Below are 21,060 nucleotides of genomic sequence, written 5' to 3' on the forward strand. Positions count from 1 at the left end.
GGTTGATTGCTTGCGCAGGCTTGTGATCCGGGATCCGCTTCGATCAAGCGGATCCCGGATCAGGCCGCCGCGGGCGCCGCGCCGACGAGCTGGCGCGCCTGGTGGATCGACATCGGCTCGCCGAACGCGAAGCCCTGCGCGTAGTCGCAGCCGAGTTCGGCCAGGGCCTGCGCGTCGGCCTCGGTCTCGGCCCCCTCCGCGACGATCTCGAGCCCGAGTTCCTGCGCCATGCGGACGATCGAGCGCAGGATCACGGTCCGGCCGCTCGCCATCTGGCGCACGAAGGATTGGTCGATCTTGAGCGTGTCGAACGGGAAGCGCTGCAGGTAGGCCAGGGCCGAGTAGCCGGTGCCGAAATCGTCGAGCGACAGCCCGGCCCCGAGCTCGGCGATGCGCGCGAGCATCTGGGCGGCGTATTCCGGGTTCTCCATCACCAGGCTCTCGGTGAGTTCGAGCTTCAGCGATCCCGGGGCGACGCCGGTGCGGGCGAGCACTGTCTTGACGTCGTGCAGCAGGTCGTGGCGCAGGAGCTGGCGCGAGGAGACGTTGACCGAGGCGAAGAGCGGCGGCTCGACGACCAGCGCCTGCTGCCAGGCCGCCAGTTCGGCCGCCGTGCGCTCCAGGGCGAAGACGCCGAGATCGACGATGAGCCCGGATTCCTCGGCGATCGGGATGAAGGTCTGGGGCGAGATCCGCCCGTGCTTGGGGTGGTCCCAGCGCAGCAGCGCCTCGAATCCCGCGACGGTGCGGTCCTCCAGCCGCACGATCGGCTGGAACAGCACCTTGATCTCGTTGCGCTCCAGCGCCCGACGGAGGTCGTTCTCCAGCAGCATCCGGTCGCCCCGGTCCGCCCGCATGGTCGGCCGGTAGACCTCGATCCGGTCGCCGCCCTGGCGCTTGGCCTGGATCATGGCGATCTCGGCGTTCTTGAAGACCTGATCGCGCTTGGCGTTCGCGCCCGTCTCGTGCAGCGCGACGCCGATCGAGGGCGTCAGGAAGATCTCCCGGTCCGCGTAGGTGATCGGCGTCGTGATGGTCCGCCGGATCGATTCCGCGAAGGCGATGATCCGGTCCGGGTCGCGCTCCGAGACCAGGATGATGGCGAATTCGTCGCCGGCGATGCGGGCGAGCGTGTCCTGCGGCCGCAGCAGCCGGCCGAGGCGCCGAGACAGGGTGAGCAGGATCGAGTCGCCGGCCGAGAGCCCGATCGCGTCGTTCACCTGCTTGAAGCGGTCGATGTCGAGGACGAAGACGGTGGGCTTCAGCCGGGGATCCTGGCCCGCCAGGGTCAGGGCGGCGTCGAGCCGGTCGTGGAAGAGCTCGCGGTTCGGCAGGCCCGTGAGGTTGTCGTGGACCGCGTCGTGCAGCAGCCGCTCCTCGGCGATCTTGAGCTCCGTCACGTCCGCGATGGTGCCGACGATGCGGATCACCTCGCCATCCGCCCCGATCACCGGGCGAGCCTTGAGGCGGAACCAGAAATACGGACCCGCGGCGGCGCGCAGGCGGAAATCCTGGCTGATGCGCCCGCGCCGCTCCTCGATGACGGTGTCGAGGGCGGCCGAGTAGCGGTCGACGTCGAAAGGGTGCAGCAGGGCGAGCCAGTTCGCCGCCGGCCCTTCCAGGGCGCCGCGCTTGAGGCCGAGCTGCCCCTCGATCTCCGGCCCGACGAAGACCCGGTCCCCCGGCACGTCCCAGTCGAACACGACGTCGCCCGCGCCGGTGAGCGCGAGCGCCCGCCGCTCGGTGTCCGAGACCAGGGTCGCGCCGATGCCCCCGCCCGCGAAGGCGTGCTGCAGCACCGTGAAGCCGATCAGCATGACGATCAGCACGAGGCCGCCGATCAGCGCCGGCTGCACGAGGTCGTTGCGCAGCTGGCCGGTGATGGCGAAGCCCGCCGCCACCACCCAGGCGGTGAGGAGGAGCCAGGTCGGGATCAGCAGGATCGCCCGGTCGTAGCCGTTATGGGCCGCGAGGTAGAGGACGAGGAGGAGGCCGACCCCGGCCACGGTCGCGATCGAGATGCGCGCGACGCCCGCCGCCACCGGCGGATCGACCACCGCGAGGGCGACGAGGCCGGCGAGGAAGATCAGCCAGAGCAGGGCCACGTGGCTGTAGCGCACGTGCCAGCGGGCGAGGTTGAGATAGGCGAACAGGAACACGAGCAGGGTCGCCCCCAGCACCGCCTCGGCGGAGGCGCGGTAGATCCGCTCGGCCGCCTCCGTGACGGGGAAGATGCGCTGGAAGAAACCGAAATCGATGCAGGTATAGGCCAGGACCGACCAGGCGAGGGCCGCCGCCGCCGGGAAGATGATGGCGCCCTTCACCACGAAGACGACGGTCAGGAAGAGGGCGAGCAGGCCGGCGATGCCGATGATGATGCCCTTGTAGAGGGTGAGCCCGGTCGCCTTCTTGCGGTAGGCGTCCTGGTCCCAGAGGTAGATCTGCGGCACGTTGGGCGTGCGCAGCTCCGCCACGAAGGTGACGGTGGTGCCCGGGTCGAGGGTGACGGTGAACTGGTCCGCGTCCGGGCTCTCGTCGCGCTCGGGCCGGATGCCCTGGCTCGCCGTGATGGCGGCGATGCGCGACCCGCCGAGATCCGGCCAGACGATCCCCGACCCGACGAGCCGGAAATGCGGCGCCACCAGGATGCGGTCGATCTGCTCGTCGGTGTCGTTGGTGAGCGCGAACACGATCCAGTCCGGCCGCGCCCCGGTCTCGCGCGCCTTGACGGCGATGCGGCGCACGATGCCGTCCTTGCCGGGCGCGGTCGAGATCTGGATCAGGTCGCCGTCCGAGCGGTAGCGCTCGATCGCGGGCGTCAGGTCGATGGCCTGGGCGTCGAGGCTGACCCGCACCGCCTCCAGCGCGCGGGCCGCCGAGGGGTGCAGCGCGCCCGCGAGGGCGACCAGGAGGGCGAGGGCGAGGGTGGCGTGGCGCAACGCTGTCGAACGTCTTCAGACCGGGGAGGGAGGTGGCCCTTCGCGAGGGGCCCCGAACCGTACCGACGCCCAAGCTTCGGAGCAAGGCGCGCGGGCCCGGTCTCCCCTGCCGCCTGCCTCCGGGCGGGGGCCGTGGTGGTCCCGCTTTGCGGCCAAATCAAGTTGGCGCGGGGCGCCCCGCGCTCAGGCCGCCCGGAGCGCGCGGCCGACCGCGTCGAGGCTCTGCAGCCTCCGGATCGGGCCGATCGCCGCGAGGGTCGGGGCGCCCGCCATCACGGAGCGGCCCGCCGCCCGGACTTGGTCGAGCGTCACCGCGTCGACCTTGGCGATGATCTCCTCGGCCGGGATCACGCGCCCCCAGGCGAGGAGCTGGCGGGCGATGCGCTCGATGCGCCCGCCCGGCGTCTCCAGGGCCGAGAGGAGAGAGACCTTGAGCTGGGCCTTGGCCCGCGCCAGTTCCGCCAGCTCGATCGCGCCCGCGGCCGCGCCGAGGCACCCGATCGTCACCTCGACGAGGGCGGACAGGTCGGCGCCCGCCGTGCCGGCCCCGATCCCGAACAGGCCGCAATCCGAGAAGGGCCAGTGGAAGGCGTGGATCTCGTAGGCGAGGCCGCGGGTCTCCCGCACCTCGTGCCAGAGCCGCGAGGTCAGCCCGCCGCCGAGCACCTGCGCGAAGAGGTGGAGCGCGTAGTAGCCCTCGTCCCGGAAGGACAGGCCGGGCAGGCCGAGCACGAGATTGGCCTGTTCGAGCTTGCGCGCCATGCGCCGCTCGCCGCCCCGGTAGAGGCCGGGCACCGCCTCGGGCGCCGCGCGGGCCGGGAGAATCCCGAAATGGCGCTCGGCCGCCGCCACGATCGCCTCGTGCGAGACGGCGCCGGCCGCCGCCAGCACCATGCGGTCGGGCGTGTACTCGCGCGCGAGGTAGGCCTCGATGGCCGGGCGGTCGAATCCCTGGATCGTCTCCGGGCGCCCGAGGATCGGTCGGCCGATCGGCTGGTCCGGGAAGGCCGCCTCCGTGAAGGCGTCGTAGACCACGTCGTCGGGCGTGTCCTCGACGGCGGCGTGCTCCTGCAGGATCACGCCCTTCTCGCGGGCGAGTTCGGCCTCCTCGTAGACCGAGTTCGTCAGGATGTCGCCGATCACGTCGAGGGCGACGCCGACATCCTCGCCGAGGACGCGGGCCGTGTAGCTCGTCTGCTCGGCGCTGGTGGCGGCGTTGATGTCACCGCCGACATTCTCGATGTCCTCGGCCACGGCCCGGGCGCTGCGCGTGCGCGTGCCCTTGAAGGCCATGTGCTCGATGAGGTGGCTGAGCCCGTGCTCCTGAGGCCGCTCGTGGCGCGAGCCGGCGCCGACCCAGACCCCGAGCGTCGCGGTGGCGACCCCGGGCATCGGCTCGGTGGCGACCGTGAAGCCGTTCGGCAGGCGGGTGACGCGCAGCGTCGGCGAGGCGCCGAAGGTCGAGAAGTGCTGGTTCACGCCGCCGCCCCGCGCAGGATGCGCGCCCGCTCGCGGATGACGCGCTCGACCGCGCCCTCGTCGTTGGCCACCACGCTGAAGCGCTCGGGCCGGGTCATCAGGTCGGCGAGGTGGGGCGGCAGCGCCGGGCGGATGCCGGTCGCCGCCTCGACCGCGTCCGGGAACTTCGCCGCGTGGGCGGTCGCGAGCGCCACGACCGGCGTCGCCGGATCGGCCTCGAGCAGCCGGCGCCCCGCCCGCACGCCGATGGCGCTGTGCGGATCGAGGATCTGCCCCGTGCGCGCGTAGGTGTCGCGGATCTCGGCCGCGACCTCCGGCTCCGGCACCGCGGCGGCGTCGAACTCGCTCCGCACCCGCTTCAGCACCTCCGGCGGCAGCGTGAAGCGGCCGGATTGCTTCAGGCCGGCCATCAGCCGGGTCAGCCCCTCCGGCTCGCGGCCGAGGGCCTCGAAGAGCAGGCGCTCGAAATTCGACGAGACCTGGATGTCCATCGAGGGGGAGGTGGTGGGGGCGACGCCGCGCACCTCGTAGGTCCCGGTCGCGAGGGTACGGGCCAGGATGTCGTTGGCGTTGGTGCCGATCATCAGGCGGCCGACCGGCAGGCCCATCCGCTTGGCGACCCAGCCGGCCAGGATGTCGCCGAAATTGCCGGTCGGCACCGCGAAGGAGACCGGCCGGTGCGGCGCCCCGAGGGCGACCGCGCTGGTGAAGTAGTAGGTGGCCTGCGCGGCGACCCGCGCCCAGTTGATCGAGTTCACGCCCGAGAGCCGCACCTCCTCGGCGAAGCGGGGGTGCTGGAACAGGGCCTTCACGATCGCCTGGCAATCGTCGAAGGTGCCCTCGACCGCGAGCGCGTGAACGTTCGGCGAGTCCACACTCGTCATCTGGCGCCGCTGGACCTCCGACACGCGGCCGTGCGGGAACAGGATGAAGACGTCGACCTGGTCGAGGCCGCGGAAGGCCTCGACGGCGGCGCTGCCGGTGTCGCCCGAGGTGGCGCCCACGATGGTGGCGCGGCTGCCGCGGGCCTTGAGCACGTGGTCCATCAGCCGCCCGAGGAGCTGCATCGCCACGTCCTTGAAGGCGAGCGTCGGGCCGTGGTGGAGTTCGAGCAGGAACAGGTTCGCGTCGAGCTGGACGAGCGGGCACACGGCCGGGTGCCGGAAGCCGGCATAGGCCGCCTCGATCATCCGGTCGAGCGCGGCGCGCGGGATCTCGCCGTCGACGAGGGGCGCGAGCACGGCCTTGGCGGCCTCCGCGTAGGGCTTGCCCGCGAGGCCCGCGATGGTCTCGGGCGCGAGGCTGGGCCAGCTCTCGGGCAGGTAGAGGCCGCCGTCGCGGGCGAGGCCGGCGAGGAGCGCGTCGGTGAAGGTCAGCGGCGGGGCGGCGCCGCGCGTCGAGACATGGAGCACGGGAAAGGTCCTGAGGCTGGCGGGTGGCCTACACGAAATGAGCGGCGGCGTCAGCCGGTCGCCGTGGATGCCGCGAGATGGCCGGACGCGGGTGGGCGGCGCGGATTCGGAGATCGGGTTCGGTCTCCGCCATCGCTCTCGCTTCGGCAGGTGCACCGCACGCGCCTCGCCCGGAATGCGGGCCGCCGCGCAACGCGTGCCCGGACAGCCTCCGGCTTCAGGCCGGCGCCGACAGCGTCCTCCACGCATAGGCCCCGAACACGCCCACGAGGCAGAGCGCGATGCCGTACCACGTGAACGCGTATTGCAGGTGGTTGTTGGGCAGGTCGACCCGCAGCTGCCCGCCCTTCGGCCAGCCGCCCGGATTGGGCGTCGCGTCGGCCTCGATCAGGTAGGGCGCGGCCCCGTCGAGCCCGCGGGCGGCGACGATGCCCGGCACGTCGCGGTTGAACCACTCGCCGCGCGCCGGATCGGGGGCGGGCACGAACATCCCGCGCGCCTCGCTCGCCCGCAGGATCCCCGTCACGGTGACCGGTCCCTCGACCTGCCCGGCCGCGCGATCCCTCGGGTTCTTCAGCTCGGTCGGGACGAAGCCGCGATTGACCAGGATCGGCGGGCCGTCGTCGCGCAGGAGCGGGGTGAGCACGTAGTAGCCCTGCTGCGCCCGCCCGGGCACCTCGCCCGGAGCGAGCCCGTGCACCAGCGTCTCCTTGTCGTGCAGGAAGCGGCCGGTCGCGCGCACGCGCCTGAACTCGTCGGCGCCCGGATCCCAGGCCCCGGGAGCCGGGGGTGGGGGCGGGGGATCGATCTTCGCGCGCTCGACGATCTGGCGGATCAGGCCCTCCTTCCAGGCCTTGCGCTCGACCTGCCAGGTGCCGAGCCCGAGCAGGATCGCGAGGCAGACCAGGGTGGCGAGGCCGGGCGCCACCAGGGCGCGCCAGCGCGGCGCCCCGGCCGCAGGCTCGGCCCGCGCGCGCATCAGCGGAAGCGTCCCTGCTCGGCCCGGTTGGAGAATTGCAGCGCCGCCATCAGGCCCTTCAGGGGGCGCACCAGGATCAGGCTCAGGACGACCGAGAGCGGGACCCAGAGCACGGCGTGCAGCCAGAGCGGCGGCTCGTAGGCGAACTCGACCCACATCGCGAGGGCCACCACCACGAGGCCGACGATCGACATCACGAAGAAGGCCGGGCCGTCGGCCGAGTCGATGAACTTGAAGTCGAGGCCGCAGACCTCGCAGGACGGCCGGAAGCTCAGGAACCCCTTGAACAGGTGGCCCTCGCCGCAGCGCGGGCAGCGGCCGCGCAGTCCCGCCGTCGCCGGGGATGGAATGGTGCGGATGTCGTCCACCTGATGTCGCTCCTGCGCTGGGGAGGGCGGCCGGCTCGCGCGCCCCGGGACCGGGGGGAGCGCGGCGCCCACCCGCATATGGGGAGGGGACGCGGGCCCCGCCACGAAAAAGGGCGGCTCGCGCCGCCCTCTCCCGCACCGTTGCGTGCCGGCGCCTCATCCGCGGTCCGGACGATCACGTCCGGACCGCGGATGACGAGCCCGCGCGGAGCGAGCCCGCGCGGCGCTTGAGCGAAGCCGACATCCGCATTGCGAAAGCAATCCGTCGGATGTCGGATCAGTGCCCGGCGGCGTGGCCGAAGCCCGAGCCCCAGACGTAGATCGCCGCGAACAGGAACAGCCACACCACGTCGACGAAGTGCCAGTACCAGGCGGCGAACTCGAAGCCGAGATGCTGGCGCGGCGAGAACTGGCCGAGATAGGCGCGGTAGAGGCAGACCGCGAGGAAGATCGTGCCGATGATGACGTGAGCGCCGTGGAAGCCGGTCGCCATGAAGAAGGTCGCCGAGTAGATGCTGCCCGAGAAGCCGAAATGGGCGTGCGCGTACTCGTAGGCCTGGACGCAGCTGAACAGCACGCCGAGCGCGATGGTCAGCCACAGGCCGTACTTCAGGCCCTTGCGGTCGTCGTTGAGGAGCGCGTGGTGCGCCCAGGTCACCGTGGTGCCGGAGGTGAGCAGGATCAGGGTGTTGAGGAGCGGCAGGTGCCAGGGATCGAAGGCCTCGACGCCCTTCGGGGGCCAGTGGCCGCCGGTGAATTCGAGCCGCGAGGCCTGGATCGGCTCGGCCGCGTAAAGCGCCGCGTCGAAATAGGCCCAGAACCACGCCACGAAGAACATCACCTCGGAGGCGATGAACATCATCATCCCGTAGCGGTGGTGCAGCTGCACCACGCGGGTGTGGTCGCCGGTCTCGGCCTCGTGCACCACGTCCCGCCACCAGCTCAGCATGGTGTAGAGGACGCCGATCACGCCGGCGAAGAAGAAGTACGGCCCGATCGCGAGCTTCGCGAGGGTCAGGCTCTTCATCCAGAAGACCGCGCCGAACACCATCAGGAAGGCGCTGGCCGAGCCGACGAGCGGCCAGGGACTCGGATTGACGAGGTGGTAGTCGTGGTGCTTCGCGTGCGCCTCGGCCATCGTGATCGATCTCCTCGCCTCTCGTTCGACCCGGCGCGCGGGTCGCGGCCCCTTGCCTGCGTGTGCCGGTGCCCCCTGGTCCCCGGGGCGGCTCGGCCGGCTCACGCTTTAGTGTGCACCCTCTCGCCTGTCACCGGGCCATAGGGTCAATTCGGGCGCGGTTCGCCCGCGCTCGTTGTCGCAAGCGCGGCCGTGGGCTGGCCGTTCTTCGACGGGAAGTACGTGTAGGACAGGGTCATCTCCGCGTAATCGCGGGTGTTCGGGTCCGTCCGCACCGCCGGGTCGACGTAGAACACCACCGGCACGTCGATGGTCTCGCCCGGCTTCAGGGTCTGCTCGTTGAAGCAGAAGCACTGGATCTTCACGAAGTAGCCGCCCATCAGGCCGGGCTGGACGTTGAAGGTGGCCACCCCGGTGGTCGGCAGGCTCGCCGTGTTGGTGACCCGGAAGAAGACCGTCTGGGTGGCGCCGAGCTTGGCCTCGACGCGCGGCGCCTCGGCCTCGAAGCGCCAGGGCAGGCTCGGCGAGACGTTGGTATCGAAGTGGACGGTCATGACCTCGTCGGAGGCGGGGGCCGAGGGCGCGCGGCCGACCAGCGGCGTGCCGTCGTAGCCCGTCGTCTTGCAGAACAGGTCGTAGAGCGGCACCGACGCGAAGGCGAGCGCCGTCATCCCGACCACGGTGCCGATGCAGGCGATCAGGGTGGTGCGGATCCCCGCCCGGGCGGGCGTGCCCGCCTGCGCGGGGCTGGAACGGTGTGCGGTCATCGGGGCACCTCCCGGGTCACAGCGGCCGGTTGAGGACCTGCGGCCCGAGCTTGGCGATCGTCAGCACGTAGAAGATGGCGACGAGCGCCGCGAGGGTGAGCGCGATCGCCAGCGAGCGCTTGCGGCGGCGGCGCGCCTCTTCGGGGGTCAGGGCGGGGAAGTCGCTCATCCGAACAGCTGCGAGACCGGCCGGAACAGGCCGAGGCCCTGCTCGGCGAGCAGCGCCGAGAACAGGAGGAACAGGTAGAGGATCGAGAAGCCGAACAGGCCCATCGCGGCCTTGTCGGCGCCCTCGCCCTCGCGGCGGTGGTAGACCTGCAGGCTGAGCGCCAGCATCGCGAGGCCGCCGAGCAGCGCCACGAGGCCGTAGATCAGGCCGCCGAATCCGAGCGCCACCGGGGCGAGGCCGAGCGGCGCGAGCAGCAGCGTGTAGGCGACGATCTGGCGGCGGGTCGAGTCGGGGCCGGCCACGTTCGGCATCATCGGGATGCCGGCCTTGGCGTAGTCGCCAGACTTGACCAGGGCCAGCGCCCAGAAATGCGGCGGCGTCCAGACGAAGATGATCAGGAACAGGACGAGGCCCTCGATCCCGACCGTGCCGGTGACGACCGCCTGGCCGATCATCGGCGGCAGGGCGCCGGCGGCGCCGCCGATCACGATGTTCTGCGCCGTCGCCCGCTTCAGCCACATCGAGTAGATCACGGCGTAGAAGGCGATGGTGAAGGCGAGGAGCCCGGCCGCGAGCCAGTTGGCGGCGAGCCCGAGCATCAGCACCGAGCCGACCGAGAGCGTCATCCCGAAGGCCAGGGCCTCGTCGGGGCGGATCTTGCCCGCCGGGATCGGCCGCGTCCGGGTGCGGGACATGACCGCGTCCACGTCCGCGTCCCACCACATGTTGAGGCAGCCCGAAGCGCCCGCGCCGACCGCGATCATCAGGAGCGAGACCGCGGCGATGACCGGGTTCACGTGGCTCTTCGTCACCGTCATCCCGACGAGCGCGGTGAAGATCACGAGCGCCATCACCCGCGGCTTCAGCAGGGCGAAGAAATCCGCGACGTCGCCGTTCGAGGCCGGCGCGAGGCTCCGGGCGGGATTCAGGCTGTTCGTCAGACTCGTCATGGCCACCGGTTGCGAAGGCGAAGAACGGGGAGGGGCTTCGCTCCTCGCCGGAACCCGCGCCGCGCGGGGGTTCGGGAGAAGAGCGAGGGCCGCCCGAGGGCGGCCCTGCTCGGCTGTCCGGCTCAGTGAGCGTGCGACGGTTCGTCGACGATCACCGGCAGGGTCTCGTACTGGTGGAACGGCGGAGGAGAGGACAGGGTCCATTCCAGCGTCGTGGCGCCCTCGCCCCAGGGATTGTCCGCCGCCCGCTCCTTCGAGCGGAAGGCCAGGACCACGCCGATGACGAAGACCACCATGCCGAGGGCGAAGATGTGGCCGCCCATCGTCGCGACGTAGTGCCAGCCCGCGAAGGCGTCCGGGTAATCCGCGTAGCGCCGCGGCATGCCGGCCAGGCCCAGGAAGTGCATCGGGAAGAACAGCACGTTGGCGCCGATGAAGGCGAGCCAGAAGTGCAGCTTGCCCGCCCACTCGGGGATCATGCGGCCGGTCATCTTCGGGAACCAGTAATAGACGCCCGCGAAGATGATGAAGACCGCGCCGAGCGACAGCACGTAGTGGAAGTGGGCCACGACGTAGTACGTGTCGTGCAGGTAGCGGTCGACCGCGGCGTTGGCCAGGATCACGCCGGTGACGCCGCCGACCGTGAACAGGAAGACGAAGCCGACGGCCCAGTGCATGGCGGCGGTGAAGCGGATCGAGCCGCCCCACATCGTGGCGATCCAGGAGAAGATCTTCACGCCCGTGGGCACCGCGATGACCATGGTGGCGAAGACGAAGTAGGATTGCGTCTGCAGCGTCAGGCCGACCGTGTACATGTGGTGGGCCCAGACCACGAAGCCGACCACGCCGATCGCCACCATCGCGTAGGCCATCGCGAGGTAGCCGAAGACCGGCTTGCGCGAGAAGGTCGAGATGATGTGCGAGACGATGCCGAAGGCCGGCAGGATCATGATGTAGACTTCGGGGTGGCCGAAGAACCAGAACAGGTGCTGGTAGAGGATCGGGTCGCCGCCGCCCTGCGGGCTGAAGAACGTGGTGCCGAAGTTGCGGTCGGTGAGCAGCATGGTGATCGCGCCGGCCAGCACCGGCAGCGACAGCAGCAGCAGGAAGGCCGTGACCAGCATCGACCACGCGAACAGCGGCATCTTGTGCAGGGTCATGCCCGGCGCGCGCATGTTCAGGATGGTGGTGATGAAGTTGATGGCGCCGAGGATCGAGCCCGCGCCCGAGAGGTGCAGGGCGAAGATGCCGAAATCGACCGCCGGGCCGGGATGGCCGTCGGTGGAGAGCGGCGGGTAGACGGTCCAGCCGGTGCCGGCGCCGACCGCGCCCGGGGCGCCCTCGACGAAGAGCGAGCAGACCAGGCTCAGGAAGCCCGCCACCGTCAGCCAGAACGAGATGTTGTTCATGCGCGGGAACGCCATGTCGGGCGCCCCGATCATCAGCGGCACGAACCAGTTGCCGAAGCCGCCGATCAGCGCCGGCATCACCATGAAGAACACCATGATGAGGCCGTGGCCGGTCACGAAGACGTTGTAGGTCTGCGGGTTGGAGAAGTACTGCAGCCCGGGCTGCTCCATCTCCATGCGGATGCCGAAGGACAGGAAGGCGCCCACGATGCCCGCCGAGAAGGCGAAGAGCAGGTAGAGCGTGCCGATGTCCTTGTGGTTCGTGGAGTTGAACCAGCGCTGGAAGAAGGGTGGGGTGTGTTCGTGGGCCTCAGCGTGCCCGGCCGATGCGGCGGTTGCCATGAACGGGACCTCTTGAAACGGGACCACCGGGAAGTGGGCGTATCGTGTCGGGAGCGGCCGGGCCTCGCGGCCCGGCCGGAACGCGGGTCAGCGGGCCGAGGCGAACTTGGCGCCGGCGTCGAGGCGGGCGTACTTGGTCTTCGCCTCGGTGAGCCAGGCCTGGAAGGCCTCGTCGCTCACCACCCGCACGGTGATGGGCATGAAGGCGTGGCGCTGGCCGCACAATTCGGAGCACTGGCCGTGATAGGTGCCCTCCCGCTCCGCCTTGAACCAGAACTGGTTCAGGCGGCCCGGGATCGCATCGATCTTGAAGCCGAAGGACGGCATCGCCCAGGAATGCATCACGTCCGCGGCGGTGACCTGGATCTTCACGATCTTGTTGACCGGGACGACCATGATGTTGTCGGTGGCGAGCAGCTTGGGCTGGCCGGACTTCTCCTGGTCCTCGCCCTCCAGCAGGTTGGCGTCGAAGCCGAAGCCGCCGACCTCCTTCGGGTACTCGTAGGACCAGTACCAGGCGTGGCCGACGACCTTGACCATCAGGTCGGCCTTCGGGTCGGAGAGCTGCGTGCGCAGCACCCGGAAGGACGGGATCGCGATCGCCACCAGGATCAGCACCGGCACGATCGTCCAGGCCACCTCCAGCATCGTGTTGTGGGTGGTGCGGGACGGGACCGGCTGCTTGCGCTCGTTGAAGCGGAAGATCACCACCAGGAGCAGCGCCAGCACCAGCAGCACGATGGCCAGCATGATGACGTTCAGCAGGTGGTGGAAGTTGTAGATCTCGGTCGCCACCTGGGTGACGGGTTTCTGCAGATCCATCTGCCACGGCTCGGGCTGACCGGTGCCGGCCGCGAAGGCGGCTGTGCCGGTGAGGAAAGCCGCCAGTGCCGCGGCGCCTCCCAGAATTGCTCGGCCGAACCGCCGATGCTGCGCCCTCGCCATCCCCATATCGCCCTCGGTGCTCCCGTTGATCCGGTCTGAGACGGCCGGGGTGAGGCTCGCGCGAGCCGGTCGGCCGTCGATCGCCGCGCCGGCCGGCCGCGCAGGGTCCGGCACCCGCCGACGATCCTTCAGTGGGCGTCTCACACCACAACGCCGGAGCAAGCGCAACGGCATTGGCGTCGCATCCGGGGCCCGCAAACCCCAGGCGGCCCCGGACCTTCGTCCAGTTTCGGGCCCCTGTTGCGGCGGGATGACGGGGCCGCGGGGCGCGTCGCGGGTTGTGCCGAGGCCCCGCCTTCGGGCAGGGTCCGGCGGCAGCGGGCGCCGGGCGCGCCCCGCGCCCACGCGACCCCATCCGCGACCCCATCGCCGCGCCCACGCGATCCCATGATCGACCGGCTGGAATTCATCCTGGCGCTCGCCCGCGAGCAGCATTTCGGGCGCGCCGCCCAGGCCTGCGGCGTGTCGCAGCAGACCCTCTCGGCCGGGGTGAAGCAGCTGGAGGAGCGGCTCGGGGTGATGCTCGTGCAGCGCGGCTCGCGCTTCCAGGGCTTCACCCCGGAGGGCGAGCGCGTGCTCGACTGGGCGCGGCGGATCGTCGGGGACGCCCGCGCCATGCGCCAGGAGGTGGCGGCCCTGCGCCGCGGCCTCTCCGGCACCCTGCGCATGGCGGCGGTGCCGACCGCGACGCCGATCGTCGCCGCCCTGACGACGCCCTTCCGGGCCCGCCACCCGGCCGTGCGCTTCAGCGTGCAATCGGCCACCTCGCACGAGATCGTGCGCCAGATCGCCAATCTCGAACTCGATGCCGGGCTCACCTACCTGGAGAACGAGCCGCTCGGGCGGGTCGCGACGGTGCCGCTCTACCGCGAGCAGTACCGGCTGCTCACCGCGGCGGAGGGCATCTACGGCGGGCGCGACGAGGTCACCTGGGCCGAGGTCGCCCATATCCCGCTCTGCCTCCTCACCCCCAACATGCAGAACCGCCGCATCATCGACCGGCAATTGCGCGCCGTGGGGGCGGAGCCGGCCCCGATCCTCGAATCCAACTCGATGATCGTGCTCGTCACCCACGTGCGGACGGCGAAGTGGGCGAGCATCATGCCGGCGGCCCTGGCCGAGACCTTCAAGCTCACCGAGCGGGTGCGGGCGGTGCCGATCACGGAGCCCGACATCCGCCACACGATCGGCCTCGTCGTGCCCGACCGCGACCCGATGACGCCGCTGGTGGCGGCCTTCCTGGCCGAGGCGCGGGCCCTGGCGCCCCAGCTCGGGCGCGAGCTGGCCGGCGGGTGAGGGGATGGTCGGGGCGGGCGCGGGGGCGCCTCACCGCCCCGGCCGACGGCCCGGGTAAGCCGGCAGCCCGTCCGCCAGCACCGTCCAGCGCGGCCGCCCGGCCGCCTGCGTGTGGTCGCGGGGCGGCGCGGCGTCCGGGTCGTCGAGGCTCGCGATCGTCACGTCGATCTCCTCCGCGTGGGCCTCGGCCTCGTAGGTCAGCGAGGTCCCGCAGGTGGCGCAGAAGCCCCGGACCACGCCGGGGCTCGACGCGTAGCGGGAGGGGGCCTCCCCGGTGAACCGGAGCGCGGCCCGCGCCACGCTGAACCACGCCACCGGCGCGGCCCCCACCGCCCGGCGGCAGGAGGCGCAGTGGCACAGGGTCTCGTGGAAGGCCGGCGCGTCGGCCGCGTAGCGCACCCGGCCGCACAGACATCCGCCCGTCAGCATCGCCCCCTCCCCGTCGAGCCCCGGATCACGCGAGCAATCCGGTGGCGGCCGCGATCCTTAACAAAAAATCCCTGTCGTTCCACCGAACCGCGCGATTGATTCACCCGACGTCATCACCCACCCTGACCTTAGAACCAGAACGAATTCGGGAAGGGGACGATGCCGGGACACGAGCCCTGGGATGCCGCGCGCGCGGCCGGGATCATCGCCGAACACGCCCAGCTGGAAGGGGCCACGCTGCCGATCCTGCACGCCCTGCAGGAGAGGTTCGGCTACGTGGACCAGGGCGCGGTGGCGCTGATCGCCGACGCGCTGAACCTCTCGAAGGCCGAGGTTCACGGCTGCATCACCTTCTACCACGATTTCCGGGCGGAGCCGGCCGGGCGCCGGGTGGTCAAGCTGTGCCGCGCCGAGGCCTGCCAGGCGGTCGGCGCCGACGCGCTGCACGCGGAGATCCTGGGCCGCTACGGCGTCGGCTGGCACGGCACCACGGCGGACGGCGCGGTCACGATCGAGCCGGTCTTCTGCCTCGGCCTCTGCGCCTGCGGTCCGGCCGCCCTCGTGGACGGCGCGCCGGTGGCCCGCCTCGACGCCGAGGGCCTCGCGGCCGCCCTGACGGAGGAGGCCGCGTGACCGCCACGATCTTCCTGCCCCGCGACGCCGTCGCGATCGGCCTCGGCGCCGAGCGCGTCGCCGAGGCCCTCACCCGCGCCGCGCTCGCCCGCGGCCTCGACATCCGCCTCGTGCGCACCGGCTCCCGCGGCATGGTCTGGCTGGAGCCGCTGCTCGAGGTCGAGACGCCGGAGGGGCGGATCGCCTACGGCCCGGTGCGGGCGGGCGACGTCGAATCCCTGCTCGAATCCGGCCTGCTGGCGGGCGGGGCGCATCGCCTGCGCGTCGGCCGGCCGGAGGATCACCCGTTCCTGGCCCGCCAGCAGCGGCTGACCTTCCACCGCTGCGGCGTGATCGACCCCGTCTCGGTGGCGGATTACCGGGCCCATCGCGGGTATCGGGGCCTCGCCCGGGCGCTGGAGATCGGCGCGCCGGCCACGGTCGACGCCGTCACGCTCTCGGGCCTGCGCGGCCGCGGCGGCGCCGGCTTCCCGACCGGCATCAAGTGGAACACCGTGATGCGGGCCGAGGCCGACCGCAAATACGTGGTCTGCAACGCCGACGAGGGCGATTCCGGCACCTTCGCCGACCGGATGCTGATGGAGGGCGACCCCTTCACGCTCATCGAGGGCATGACCATCGCGGGGGTCGCGGTCGGGGCGGCGCGGGGCTACATCTACCTGCGCTCCGAGTACCCGAACGCCTGCGAGACCCTGAGGGCGGCCATCGCGGCCGGCGAGCGGGCGGGCGTCCTCGGCCGGAACGTCATGGGCTCGGGCCGGGACTTCCACCTGGAGGTCCGCCTCGGGGCCGGCGCCTACATCTGCGGGGAGGAGACCTCGCTCCTGGAGAGCCTGGAGGGCAGGCGCGGCATCGTGCGGGCCAAGCCCCCGATCCCGGCCCTCAAGGGCCTGTTCGGGCGGCCGACCCTCGTCAACAACGTGCTCTCCTTCGCGGCCGTGCCGTGGATCCTGGACCATGGCGGGGAGGCCTACGCCGCCTACGGCATGGGCCGCTCGCGCGGCACGCTGCCGATCCAGCTCGCCGGCAACGTCAGGCAGGGCGGGCTGATCGAGACCGCCTTCGGCATCACGCTGCGCGAGGTGATCGAGGATTTCGGCGGCGGCACCCGCTCGGGGCGGCCGGTCCGCGCCGCCCAGGTCGGCGGGCCCCTCGGGGCCTACTTCCCCGAGGGCCTGTTCGACACGCCGATGGATTACGAGGCCTTCGCGGCGCGGAAGGGCCTCGTCGGCCATGGCGGCGTGGTGGTGTTCGACGACAGCGTCGACATGGCCCGCCAGGCCCGCTTCGCCTTCGAGTTCTGCGCGGTCGAATCCTGCGGCAAGTGCACGCCCTGCCGGATCGGCGCGGTGCGCGGGCGCGAGACCATGGACCGGCTCCTCGCCGGCGAGGCCCCGGCCGAGCCGCTGCGCCTGATCGAGGACCTCTGCGAGGTCATGACCGACGGCTCGCTCTGCGCCATGGGCGGGCTGACGCCGGTGCCGGTGATGAGCGCCATCACCCACTTCCCCGAGGATTTCGACCGCAGCTCCCGGCTGCCGCTCGCGGCCGAGTGATCCGTCGTCCGGACGATCACCTCCGGACAACGTCTGACACCCCCGCGCGGCGCCTGAGCGACGCCGACATCCGCATGGCGAAGCAATCGGTCGGATCACGAGCCCGCGCGGCGCCTGAGCGAAGCCGATCTCCGCCTTGCGAAGCAATCAACCGGAAATCCTGAAGAGGCGTCCCATGCCGCTGATCAAGGAAATCGACTACGGCACCCCGATCCGCGTGGCCGAGAAGACCGTCACGCTGACGATCGACGGTGAGCGCGTCACGGTCCCGGCCGGCACCTCGGTGATGGCCGCCGCCGTGACGGCCGGGACCCAAATCCCGAAGCTCTGCGCCACCGACAGCCTGGAGCCCTTCGGCTCCTGCCGCCTGTGCCTCGTCGAGATCGAGGGGCGGCGCGGCACGCCCGCCTCCTGCACCACCCCGGCCGAGGACGGCATGGTGGTCCGCACCCAGTCGGACAAGCTCGCCCGGCTGCGCAAGGGGGTGATGGAGCTCTAGATCTCCGACCATCCCCTCGACTGCCTGACCTGCGCGGCCAACGGCGACTGCGAATTGCAGGACATGGCCGGCGCGGTGGGGCTGCGCGAGGTCCGCTACGAGGAGGGGGCGAACCACGTCGCCAAGTCCTCCGACCTCTACCTGCCGAAGGACGAGTCGAACCCCTACTTCACCTACGACCCGGCGAAGTGCATCGTCTGCAACCGCTGCGTCCGGGCCTGCGAGGAGGTGCAGGGCACCTTCGCGCTCACCATCGCGGGCCGCGGCTTCGACTCGCGCGTCGCGGCGGGGCCGACGACCTTCTTCGAGTCGGAATGCGTGTCCTGCGGCGCCTGCGTGCAGGCCTGCCCGACCGCCACGCTCACCGAGAAGTCGGTCATCGCGCACGGCCAGCCCGAGCACGCGGCCGTGACGACCTGCGCCTATTGCGGCGTGGGCTGCGCCTTCAAGGCCGAGATGCAGGGCACCCGCGTGGTGCGCATGGTCCCCTCCAAGGACGGCAAGGCCAACGAGGGCCATTCCTGCGTCAAGGGCCGCTTCGCCTACGGCTACGCCACCCACCGCGACCGCATCACCAAGCCGATGATCCGCGAGCGGATCACCGATCCCTGGCGCGAGGTGACCTGGGAGGAGGCGATCGCCCGCGCCGCCTCCGAGTTCAAGCGCATCCAGGCCCGGTACGGCCGCGACGCGGTCGGCGGCATCACCTCCTCGCGCTGCACCAACGAGGAGGCCTACCTCGTCCAGAAGCTGGTGCGCGCGGCCTTCGGCAACAACAACGTCGATACCTGCGCGCGGGTCTGCCACTCGCCGACCGGCTACGGGCTCAAGACCACGCTGGGCACCTCGGCCGGCACGCAGGACTTCAAGTCGGTCGAGGCCGCCGACGTGATCCTGGTGGTCGGCGCCAACCCGACCGACGGGCACCCGGTCTTCGGCTCGCGGATGAAGAAGCGGCTGCGCCAGGGCGCCAAGCTGATCGTGGCCGATCCGCGCCGGATCGACCTCGTGAAGTCGCCCCACATCCGGGCCGACTACCACCTGCCGCTCAGGCCCGGCTCCAACGTCGCCTTCGTCAACGCGATGGCGCACGTGATCGTCACCGAGGGGCTGGTGGACGAGGCCTACGTGCGCGCGCGCTGCGACCTCGTCGATTTCGAGGTCTGGGCGCGGTTCGTGGCCGAGGCGCGCCACGCGCCCGAGGTGGTCGGGCCGATGATCGGCGTCGATCCGGCGGACCTGCGGGGGGCCGCCCGGCTCTACGCGACCGGCGGGGCCGCGGCGATCTATTACGGCCTCGGCGTCACCGAGCACAGCCAGGGCTCGACGATGGTGATGGGCCTCGCCAACCTGGCGATGGCGACCGGCAACATCGGCAAGCCCGGCGCGGGCGTGAACCCGCTGCGCGGGCAGAACAACGTGCAGGGCTCCTGCGACATGGGCTCGTTCCCGCACGAGCTCTCGGGCTACCGGCACGTCTCGGACGACGCCACCCGCGAGACCTTCGAGGCCCTCTGGGGCGCGCGCCTGTCGCCGGAGCCGGGCCTGCGCATCACCAACATGCTCGACGAGGCGGTCGGCGGCGGCTTCAAGGGCCTCTACATCCAGGGCGAGGACATCGCCCAGTCGGATCCCGACACGCACCACGTCACGGCCGGCCTCCGGGCGATGGAGTGCATCGTCGTCCAGGACCTGTTCCTGAACGAGACCGCGAAGTACGCCCACGTCTTCCTGCCGGGCGCCTCGTTCCTGGAGAAGGACGGCACCTTCACCAATGCCGAGCGGCGCATCAGCCGGGTGCGCAGGGTGATGCCGCCGCTCGGGGGCTACGCCGATTGGGAGGGCACGGTGATGCTCTCGAACGCCCTCGGCTATCCGATGCGCTACGAGCACCCGTCCGAGATCATGGACGAGATCGCCCGGCTCACCCCGAGCTTCGCGGGGGTCTCCTACGCGCGGCTGGAGGAACTCGGCTCGATCCAGTGGCCCTGCGACGCGCAGGCGCCCGAGGGCACGCCGATGATGCATGTCGACCGCTTCGTGCGCGGCCTCGGGAAGTTCATGATCACCGAGTTCGTGCCCACCGACGAGCGGACGACCGCCAAGTACCCGCTGATCCTCACCACCGGCCGGATCCTCAGCCAGTACAATGTCGGGGCGCAGACCCGGCGCACCCACAATTCGCGCTGGCACGAGGAGGACGTGCTGGAGATCCACCCCTTCGACGCCGAGACCCGCGGCATCGTGGACGGGGACCTGGTGGCGCTGGAGAGCCGCTCGGGCGACATCGCCCTGCGGGCCCGCGTCACCGAGCGGATGCAGCCGGGCATCGTCTACACGACCTTCCACCACGCCAAGACCGGCGCCAACGTGATCACCACCGACTATTCGGACTGGGCCACCAACTGCCCGGAATACAAGGTGACGGCGGTGCAGGTCCGGCGTACGAACCGGCCCTCCGATTGGCAGGCCCGGTTCTATGAGGAAGACATCTCCCTCACCCGCATCGCCCAAAGCCTCGATGCGGCCGAGTAGCGGCGGCGACGCGGCGGCCGAGACGGCCTCCCGCGTCCCGACCCTGGTCGTCGCCTACGACGATCGCGCGGCGCGGGAGGACACCCGCCCGCTCGCCGTCGAGATGCCGGTCAACGTGATCTACGGCAGCGTGCCCTACGCGGTGATGATGACCACCCCCGCCGACCTCGTGGACTTCGCCTACGGGTTCAGCCTGACCGAGGGCATCGTGCGCGGCGCCGAGGAGATCCGCGGCGCCGCGGTCGAGCCGGGGGAGGGGGGCCTGCGGCTGCTGGTCGACCTCGCGCCGGGGCGGCTGCGCGAGCACCTCGCGCGCAAGCGCGCCATGAGCGGGCGCACGGGCTGCGGCGTCTGCGGCATCGACGACCTCGCCGACATCCCGCGGGCCGAGGCGCGGCCCGAGGCAGGGGTGCGGGTGGGGATCGGGGCGGTGGCGCGGGCGCTCGTCGCCCTCGACGGGCAGCAGGTCCTCAACCGCGAGACGCGGGCGGTCCACGCGGCGGCCTGGGCGGATCTCGACGGGGAGATCCTGGCCGTGCGCGAGGATGTCGGCCGCCACAACGCCCTCGACAAGCTGATCGGCGCGCTGATGCGGGCCGGCACCGACCCGGCGGCGGGGTTCCTGGTCATCACCAGCCGCTGCTCCTTCGAGATGGCCGAGAAGGCGGCGAGCTTCGGCGCTGCGGTACTCGTGGCGATCTCGGCGCCGACCTCGCTGGCGGTCGAGCGCGCCCGGGCCAACGGCCTCACCCTCGCGGCGATCGCCCGCCGCGACACCGTCACGATCTTCACGAGGCCCGAGCGCCTCGTCCTCGCGCCACCGGAGGAGACCGCATGAGCGCCGCCGACCAGACCGCGAAGCTGATCCGCATGGCGAACCAGATCGCCACCTTCTTCCATCCCTACCCGGAGGAGGAGGCGGTCGCGGGCATCGCCAGGCACGTCAAGGATTTCTGGACGCCGAAGATGCGCGACGCGCTGGCGGCCGCCTGCGCGGACGGCGCGGCCGGCCTCGATCCGCTGGTGCTGCGGGCCTTCGGCGCCGCCCCGCGGGACGCGCAGCCGCGGGCGGCGTAGCCCGGCGCCGCCCACCCGTCTCACCGGCCCCGGATGCGGACGCGCCGGGCCGTCGACCCTCGCGAACGGCCGCGACCGAGCCGACGGCTTGGGCATACCATCGCCTTGGCGACGCTTCGGGACCGGACCCGACGCTCG

General features: G+C 71.4%; 17 protein-coding genes and 1 pseudogene. 6 read left to right on the plus strand and 12 right to left on the minus strand.

The annotated features are described in order from the left end of the window. Window positions 1-59: 59 nt before the first annotated feature. The 11 genes from QA634_RS11850 to coxB all read right to left on the minus strand — a co-directional run bounded on the left by QA634_RS11850 (window position 60) and on the right by coxB (window position 12,903). Window positions 60-2,939, minus strand: coding sequence for an EAL domain-containing protein (locus QA634_RS11850; protein ID WP_012332207.1), 2,880 nt, complete (start codon window positions 2,937-2,939; stop codon window positions 60-62). 183 nt (window positions 2,940-3,122) lie between these two features. Next, window positions 3,123-4,418 (minus strand): M16 family metallopeptidase, encoded by a 1,296-nt coding sequence (locus tag QA634_RS11855; protein ID WP_012332208.1) that lies wholly within the window; start codon window positions 4,416-4,418, stop codon window positions 3,123-3,125. Then, window positions 4,415-5,830: a threonine synthase gene (gene thrC, locus QA634_RS11860; protein WP_012332209.1), complete on the minus strand. Its 1,416-nt coding sequence runs from the start codon at window positions 5,828-5,830 to the stop codon at window positions 4,415-4,417. Before thrC ends, QA634_RS11855 begins: the two co-directional genes overlap by 4 nt. 217 nt (window positions 5,831-6,047) lie before the next feature. Further along, the gene (locus QA634_RS11865; RefSeq protein ID WP_012332210.1) at window positions 6,048-6,809 is read right to left on the minus strand and encodes an SURF1 family protein; all 762 of its coding nucleotides are present in this window, start codon (window positions 6,807-6,809) and stop codon (window positions 6,048-6,050) included. After that, on the minus strand, window positions 6,809-7,177 hold the full coding sequence (locus tag QA634_RS11870) for a DUF983 domain-containing protein (RefSeq protein ID WP_012332211.1): 369 nt from the start codon (window positions 7,175-7,177) through the stop codon (window positions 6,809-6,811). The genes QA634_RS11865 and QA634_RS11870 overlap by 1 nt, the downstream gene beginning before the upstream one ends. 277 nt (window positions 7,178-7,454) lie before the next feature. Further along, the gene (locus QA634_RS11875; RefSeq protein ID WP_012332212.1) at window positions 7,455-8,315 is read right to left on the minus strand and encodes a cytochrome c oxidase subunit 3; all 861 of its coding nucleotides are present in this window, start codon (window positions 8,313-8,315) and stop codon (window positions 7,455-7,457) included. Window positions 8,316-8,461: 146 nt separating this feature from the next. After that, on the minus strand, window positions 8,462-9,082 hold the full coding sequence (locus QA634_RS11880) for a cytochrome c oxidase assembly protein (RefSeq protein WP_012332213.1): 621 nt from the start codon (window positions 9,080-9,082) through the stop codon (window positions 8,462-8,464). A 16-nt stretch (window positions 9,083-9,098) separates the two neighbouring features. After that, on the minus strand, window positions 9,099-9,251 hold the full coding sequence (locus tag QA634_RS11885) for a hypothetical protein (protein ID WP_012332214.1): 153 nt from the start codon (window positions 9,249-9,251) through the stop codon (window positions 9,099-9,101). Further along, entirely contained in the window at window positions 9,248-10,201 is a 954-nt protein-coding gene (locus QA634_RS11890; protein ID WP_012332215.1) for a heme o synthase, read from the minus strand. Before QA634_RS11890 ends, QA634_RS11885 begins: the two co-directional genes overlap by 4 nt. Before the next feature lie 122 nt (window positions 10,202-10,323). Then, window positions 10,324-11,952, minus strand: a complete 1,629-nt coding sequence (ctaD, locus tag QA634_RS11895) for a cytochrome c oxidase subunit I (protein WP_012332216.1) — start codon at window positions 11,950-11,952, stop codon at window positions 10,324-10,326. A gap of 87 nt (window positions 11,953-12,039) precedes the next feature. Next, window positions 12,040-12,903 (minus strand): cytochrome c oxidase subunit II, encoded by an 864-nt coding sequence (coxB, locus tag QA634_RS11900; protein WP_043702277.1) that lies wholly within the window; start codon window positions 12,901-12,903, stop codon window positions 12,040-12,042. Between the two features lie 381 nt (window positions 12,904-13,284). On the opposite strand from coxB, the gene QA634_RS11905 reads away from it, so the two are divergent. Further along, window positions 13,285-14,193, plus strand: coding sequence for a LysR family transcriptional regulator (locus QA634_RS11905; RefSeq protein WP_012332218.1), 909 nt, complete (start codon window positions 13,285-13,287; stop codon window positions 14,191-14,193). 30 nt (window positions 14,194-14,223) lie between these two features. Here the strand turns inward: QA634_RS11905 and QA634_RS11910 are convergent, their stop codons facing one another. Then, window positions 14,224-14,622, minus strand: a complete 399-nt coding sequence (locus tag QA634_RS11910) for a GFA family protein (RefSeq protein WP_012332219.1) — start codon at window positions 14,620-14,622, stop codon at window positions 14,224-14,226. 159 nt (window positions 14,623-14,781) lie between these two features. Between QA634_RS11910 and QA634_RS11915 the strand changes: the two genes are divergently transcribed. From QA634_RS11915 to QA634_RS11935, 5 genes and pseudogenes are all read left to right on the plus strand, one after another. Further along, window positions 14,782-15,255 (plus strand): formate dehydrogenase subunit gamma, encoded by a 474-nt coding sequence (locus QA634_RS11915; RefSeq protein WP_012332220.1) that lies wholly within the window; start codon window positions 14,782-14,784, stop codon window positions 15,253-15,255. Further along, window positions 15,252-16,811 carry a formate dehydrogenase beta subunit gene (locus QA634_RS11920; RefSeq protein WP_012332221.1) on the plus strand — a complete coding sequence of 520 codons (1,560 nt, stop codon included), beginning with the start codon at window positions 15,252-15,254 and terminating at the stop codon, window positions 16,809-16,811. The genes QA634_RS11915 and QA634_RS11920 overlap by 4 nt, the downstream gene beginning before the upstream one ends. A gap of 175 nt (window positions 16,812-16,986) precedes the next feature. Further along, window positions 16,987-19,845, plus strand: a pseudogene (fdhF, locus tag QA634_RS11925) (formate dehydrogenase subunit alpha). Further along, complete coding sequence (gene fdhD / locus QA634_RS11930) at window positions 19,832-20,683, plus strand: formate dehydrogenase accessory sulfurtransferase FdhD (protein ID WP_012332222.1); 852 nt, start codon at window positions 19,832-19,834, stop codon at window positions 20,681-20,683. The pseudogene fdhF and the gene fdhD overlap by 14 nt, the downstream one beginning before the upstream one ends. After that, window positions 20,680-20,922, plus strand: a complete 243-nt coding sequence (locus QA634_RS11935; protein ID WP_012332223.1) for a formate dehydrogenase subunit delta — start codon at window positions 20,680-20,682, stop codon at window positions 20,920-20,922. The genes fdhD and QA634_RS11935 overlap by 4 nt, the downstream gene beginning before the upstream one ends. The last annotated feature ends 138 nt before the right edge of the window (window positions 20,923-21,060 follow it).

The organism is Methylobacterium sp. CB376, assembly GCF_029714205.1.
GTDB lineage: Bacteria > Pseudomonadota > Alphaproteobacteria > Rhizobiales > Beijerinckiaceae > Methylobacterium.

Coding starts and splice junctions, on each gene's coding strand:
- fdhD (WP_012332222.1), top strand. CDS start 19,832: ATGCGGCCGAGTAGCGGCGGCGACGCGGCGGCCGAGACGGCCTCCCGC.
- QA634_RS11885 (WP_012332214.1), bottom strand. CDS start 9,251: ATGAGCGACTTCCCCGCCCTGACCCCCGAAGAGGCGCGCCGCCGCCGC.
- QA634_RS11905 (WP_012332218.1), top strand. CDS start 13,285: ATGATCGACCGGCTGGAATTCATCCTGGCGCTCGCCCGCGAGCAGCAT.
- QA634_RS11865 (WP_012332210.1), bottom strand. CDS start 6,809: ATGCGCGCGCGGGCCGAGCCTGCGGCCGGGGCGCCGCGCTGGCGCGCC.
- QA634_RS11910 (WP_012332219.1), bottom strand. CDS start 14,622: ATGCTGACGGGCGGATGTCTGTGCGGCCGGGTGCGCTACGCGGCCGAC.
- ctaD (WP_012332216.1), bottom strand. CDS start 11,952: ATGGCAACCGCCGCATCGGCCGGGCACGCTGAGGCCCACGAACACACC.
- QA634_RS11875 (WP_012332212.1), bottom strand. CDS start 8,315: ATGGCCGAGGCGCACGCGAAGCACCACGACTACCACCTCGTCAATCCG.
- coxB (WP_043702277.1), bottom strand. CDS start 12,903: ATGGGGATGGCGAGGGCGCAGCATCGGCGGTTCGGCCGAGCAATTCTG.
- QA634_RS11935 (WP_012332223.1), top strand. CDS start 20,680: ATGAGCGCCGCCGACCAGACCGCGAAGCTGATCCGCATGGCGAACCAG.
- QA634_RS11915 (WP_012332220.1), top strand. CDS start 14,782: ATGCCGGGACACGAGCCCTGGGATGCCGCGCGCGCGGCCGGGATCATC.
- QA634_RS11880 (WP_012332213.1), bottom strand. CDS start 9,082: ATGACCGCACACCGTTCCAGCCCCGCGCAGGCGGGCACGCCCGCCCGG.
- QA634_RS11890 (WP_012332215.1), bottom strand. CDS start 10,201: ATGACGAGTCTGACGAACAGCCTGAATCCCGCCCGGAGCCTCGCGCCG.